Annotated in this window: 4 protein-coding genes; 1 reads left to right on the top strand and 3 read right to left on the bottom strand. The window is 41.3% G+C overall.

Annotated features, from left to right (window positions below; all coding sequences use genetic code 11):
* Positions 1-112: 112 nt before the first annotated feature.
* Genes PHR02_RS13120 through PHR02_RS13110 form a run of 3 tightly spaced genes read right to left on the bottom strand, consistent with a single transcriptional unit; the run spans position 113 to position 1,330 of the window.
* A complete protein-coding gene (locus tag PHR02_RS13120; protein ID WP_299992702.1) occupies positions 113-541 on the bottom strand; it encodes a hypothetical protein in 429 nt (142 codons plus the stop codon).
* A gap of 5 nt (positions 542-546) precedes the next feature.
* Positions 547-768 carry a helix-turn-helix transcriptional regulator gene (locus PHR02_RS13115; protein ID WP_013449903.1) on the bottom strand — a complete coding sequence of 74 codons (222 nt, stop codon included), beginning with the start codon at positions 766-768 and terminating at the stop codon, positions 547-549.
* The gene (locus tag PHR02_RS13110; RefSeq protein ID WP_299992699.1) at positions 761-1,330 is read right to left on the bottom strand and encodes an ORF6N domain-containing protein; all 570 of its coding nucleotides are present in this window, start codon (positions 1,328-1,330) and stop codon (positions 761-763) included. The genes PHR02_RS13115 and PHR02_RS13110 overlap by 8 nt, the downstream gene beginning before the upstream one ends.
* An 89-nt stretch (positions 1,331-1,419) precedes the next feature.
* Between PHR02_RS13110 and PHR02_RS13105 the strand changes: the two genes are divergently transcribed.
* A complete protein-coding gene (locus PHR02_RS13105; RefSeq protein ID WP_299992697.1) occupies positions 1,420-4,389 on the top strand; it encodes a Tn3 family transposase in 2,970 nt (989 codons plus the stop codon).
* Positions 4,390-4,422 lie beyond the last annotated feature (33 nt).

Below are 4,422 nucleotides of genomic sequence, written 5' to 3'. Positions count from 1 at the left end.
GGGGTCGTTTCAGGAAACGGAATATATAGCACGTTAAGAGAATTTTACCACTCATAAATCATTTTCTACAGAATTCGGAAAAAATAGCACGCTAAGAAGATTTACAATAACTCTATCGACGCATTTTGCAATAATATTGCTGCTTAGGATCCTCTCTGTTGCCAATCCAGAACTCCATCCCTTTTATGTAAAGCACTATATTGTTAAAGGCTATCATCCCATCTATTTCCGCTACCATTTTATTTTTCAAATCTACAATGCTTCCGCTTGGGAGATCTATTTTAAACACGGTTTGTTTGAATATCAGCGAATCATCCTGTTCTTTTGTGATGTGTAGACATTCAATAAAACTTTCATTCCCTTGATTTTCCTTCATCCAATTCAAATAACGATCAAATAGTACGGCATTCATATGCAAAAGTACTTGTTCGTCAATATCCCATACTTTTACGACGCTGATTTTGATATTGATTAGATCATCACCGTACTCGTATATATTAATATCTGCACATGAATCGTTCATATGTGTATTATCTGTCATAATAATTATTCAATTGTTATTTTTAATTGTCTGCCAAGAGCAGATACAGCTTTCTCAAGCGTTATCAAGGTCACAGATGTGTTATCTAAATCCAGTAGCCGATTGATTACCATACGGCTGGTTCCCATCCGTTTTGCCAACTCGGTTCGGGTCATGTTTTGTTCTTTAATTGCCATCTCTAGTTGTTCGGCAATGACCTGCTTGCAGGGGCTAGAAGAATCATGCATCTTTCTTGCCTCGTAAAAATCCGATCGATTCGACTTCTTTAGCGGTTCCGATATCGGATACCACTTCTTGTAGCTCATCGAATGACTCTTCGATCATAATGATCGCATCCGCAACGGCCGAGAGGCGTTCTTTACTCCATTGTTTGTGATCTTGTAAATCTTGTCTGAGTGCATGAATTTCTTTGGCTAAATCAGTATGCTCAAGAGCATAACGACGCAGACGTGTAAAGGTACGCATGATCGAGATGGTTACTTCCGCCGCACGTTGGCTTTTGAGAACAGTTGCAAGCATATAGACACCTTGCTCACTGAAGGCTTTAGGGGCTTGTCGTCGCCCTCCCCAACTTGAGGTCACATTTTGTGATCTCAAGATTGCAAATTCTTCTTCACTTAATTGGAAGAAAAAATCATCTGGAAATCGATCACTGTTTCTTGAGACAGCCTGATTAATCTGACGGGTTTCAACCCCATAGAGTTCAGCTAGATCTGAATCGAGCATTACTTCGCTATTGCGGATGGCGTGTATTTTATCTTTGATGGGTGCAGAGGGTAAAACTTCCAAAAAATCTCCAAATAGTATAATAATGCTATTGTATCTTTTTAGATACGATATGTAAATCTATTTTTTACATTTTTATAGAAGGAATTGATATGCCGCGTCGATCGATCTTATCCGCTTCCGAAAAAGAGAGCCTAATCGCCATTCTTGCATCTGAAGAAGAATTGATCCGGCATTACACCCTGAGCGAAACTGATCTATCCATTATTCGTCAGCATAGAGGTGCGGCCAATCGGCTTGGCTTCGCTGTACAGCTTTGTTATCTTCGCTATCCCGGAATTCTATTAGGTCCTAAGGAGGCTCCAAACAATGCGGTTGTAGAGATCGTGTCCCAACAGCTGAAAGTATCTGCTGGTCTATGGGATCAATTTGGAATAAGGGAGCAGACAAGGCGTGAATACCTGCTGGAGCTGCAAAATATTTTTGGATATGAGCTCTTCACAATGAGCCATTATCAATCGGAAGTTCAAGCACTAGGCACTATTGCGCTTCAAACTGACAAAGGGATTGTGCTAGCAACAGAGTTAGTAGAACATTTACGCCGTAAGTTAATAATCCTACCCTCAATCAACGTGATCGAAAGAATGTGTGCGGAAGCACTTACTGTTGCAACCAGACACATTTATTCCACACTCTGCGATCCGTTGAGTAAACAGCAGTATCAACAATTAGACGCATTACTTTTACGAAAGCCCGAAGGAAAAATGACATGGCTTGGCTGGCTACGTCTTTCCCCTGCAAAACAAAACTCCAAATATATGCTTGAACATATTGAACGTCTAAAAATGCTTCAAGAGATCAAATTAGTTGCAGGGATAGAGCGAACCCTTCATCAAAACCGTTTATTGAAAATGGCACGAGAAGGTTCTCAGATGACTCCGGCAGACCTTTCACGGCTTGAAACCAGCCGAAAATACGCTACTTTAGTGACTATTGTCATCGAGTTAACAGCAACTATAACTGATGAAATCATCGATCTTCATGACAAAATAATCGGTATTCTCTTTAACAATGCCAAAAATAAACATCAAAATCAGTTTCAATCTTCCGGTAAAGCGATCAACGATAAAGTTCGTCTCTACTCAAAAATCGGGCAGGCACTCCTTGACGCGAAGCAAAGCGGAAAGGATCCTTATGCAGCAATTGAAAAAATAATCTCGTGGGATGAGTTTGCAAGCAGCATCGATGAAGCCAACAAACTGGCGATGAATGAAGATTTTGATTTTTTGCCTCGTATCGGTGAAAATTATCCGACTCTGCGACGCTATGTTCCCCAATTTTTAAATATTCTTCAACTGCGTGCTGCACCCGCTGCCGTTGATCTTCTTAGCGGCATTGATATCATTCGAAAACTCTATGCCGACAATAGCCGCAAACTCCCTGCCGAAGTCCCCACTACATTTATCAAGCGTCGATGGGGGAAGCTCGTTTTTACAAAAGAAGGTGTTCATCGTATTTACTATGAAATATGTGTTCTGTCTGAACTCAAAAATGCTTTACGTTCAGGAGACATTTGGGTACAGGGATCTCGGCAATATAAAGATTTCGATGAGTATTTGATCCCCTCTGAAACGTTTGAACGTTCCATGAAGGAAGGAACTCTTGCTTTAAAATACGATACCAACTGTGAAATCTATCTTGAAGATCGACTCTCAACGCTTAATGCACGACTTTTAACTGTGAATGAGATGGCAAAAAACAACACACTGCCTGATGCAATCATCGGTCAATCGGGGTTGAAAATAACACCACTGGAAACTATTGTACCTGAGAATGCACAGACATTGATTAATCGTACATCGGCGATGCTGCCGCATATCAAAATAACCGAACTACTGCTGGAGGTAGAAGAGTGGACAGGATTCTCAAACCATTTTACCCATCTCAAAACTACCGAAAAAGTCAAAGACAAGCTGATGCTATTGAGTGCCATCTTAGCAGATGCCATAAACCTTGGTTTGGTAAAAATGGCTGAATCATCACAGGGCAATACCTATGCAAAACTCTCATGGCTGCAAGCTTGGCATATTCGTGATGAAACCTATTCCAGAGCTTTGGCGGAACTGGTTAACTCACAGTTGAAACAGCCTTTTGCTGCTCATTGGGGCGATGGAACAACCTCTTCATCAGACGGACAACGATTTCGCGCCGGAAGCAAAGCACAAAGCACTGGACATATCAACCCAAAATATGGGAGCGAACCGGGGCGTCTTTTCTATACCCACATATCCGATCAATATTCACCTTTCAGTTCTAAACTCGTAAATGTCGGCATACGAGATTCAACCTACGTGCTTGACGGACTGTTATATCACGAATCTGATCTTCAAATCGAAGAGCACTACACTGATACTGCGGGATTTACCGACCATGTATTTGCCATGATGCATCTACTTGGATTTCGATTTGCACCAAGAATTAGAGATTTGGCGGATACTAAAATTTATATCCCGTATGCTTCCATTGACTATGATTCTCTTAAGCTACTGATTGGCGGAACCATCGGAATTAAAAATATTCAAACACATTGGAATGAAATTCTCCGATTAAGTGCATCCATCAAACAAGGAACGGTTACAGCTTCACTGATGCTTCGCAAGTTAGCGAGCTATCCGAGACAAAACGGGTTAGCACTAGCCTTGAGAGAATTAGGACGAATCGAGCGATCTCTCTTTATTCTCGATTGGCTCCAAAGTGTTGAACTGCGCCGCCGAGTAAATGCCGGATTAAATAAGGGTGAAGCCCGAAATGCATTAGCTCGTGCCGTCTTTTTTAATCGTTTAGGTGAAATCCGTGATCGAGATTATGAGCAGCAACGGTTTCGTGCCAGCGGTTTGACATTAGTGACTGCCGCGATTGTTCTATGGAATACGGTTTATTTGGAAAGGGCAATTGCTTCTATGCGTACAAGAGATGACATCGTCGTAGATGATGAATTGTTAAAATATTTGTCGCCACTAGGCTGGGAACATATCAATTTAACAGGCGATTACGTCTGGAAAAAGAGTTCGAAGATCAAAGATGGCAAATTTAGGCCTTTAAGGGCGGTAAAATTCTCTTAACGTGCTATATATTCCGTTTCCTGAAGCGACCCC

The sequence above is a fragment of the Sulfuricurvum sp. genome, assembly GCF_028688295.1.
Lineage (GTDB): Bacteria > Campylobacterota > Campylobacteria > Campylobacterales > Sulfurimonadaceae > Sulfuricurvum.
The sequence above is the reverse complement of the archived record's forward strand: the minus strand, read 5'-3'. Positions and strand labels throughout refer to the sequence as shown.

Coding starts and splice junctions, on each gene's coding strand:
- PHR02_RS13105 (WP_299992697.1), top strand. CDS start 1,420: ATGCCGCGTCGATCGATCTTATCCGCTTCCGAAAAAGAGAGCCTAATC.
- PHR02_RS13120 (WP_299992702.1), bottom strand. CDS start 541: ATGACAGATAATACACATATGAACGATTCATGTGCAGATATTAATATA.
- PHR02_RS13115 (WP_013449903.1), bottom strand. CDS start 768: ATGCATGATTCTTCTAGCCCCTGCAAGCAGGTCATTGCCGAACAACTA.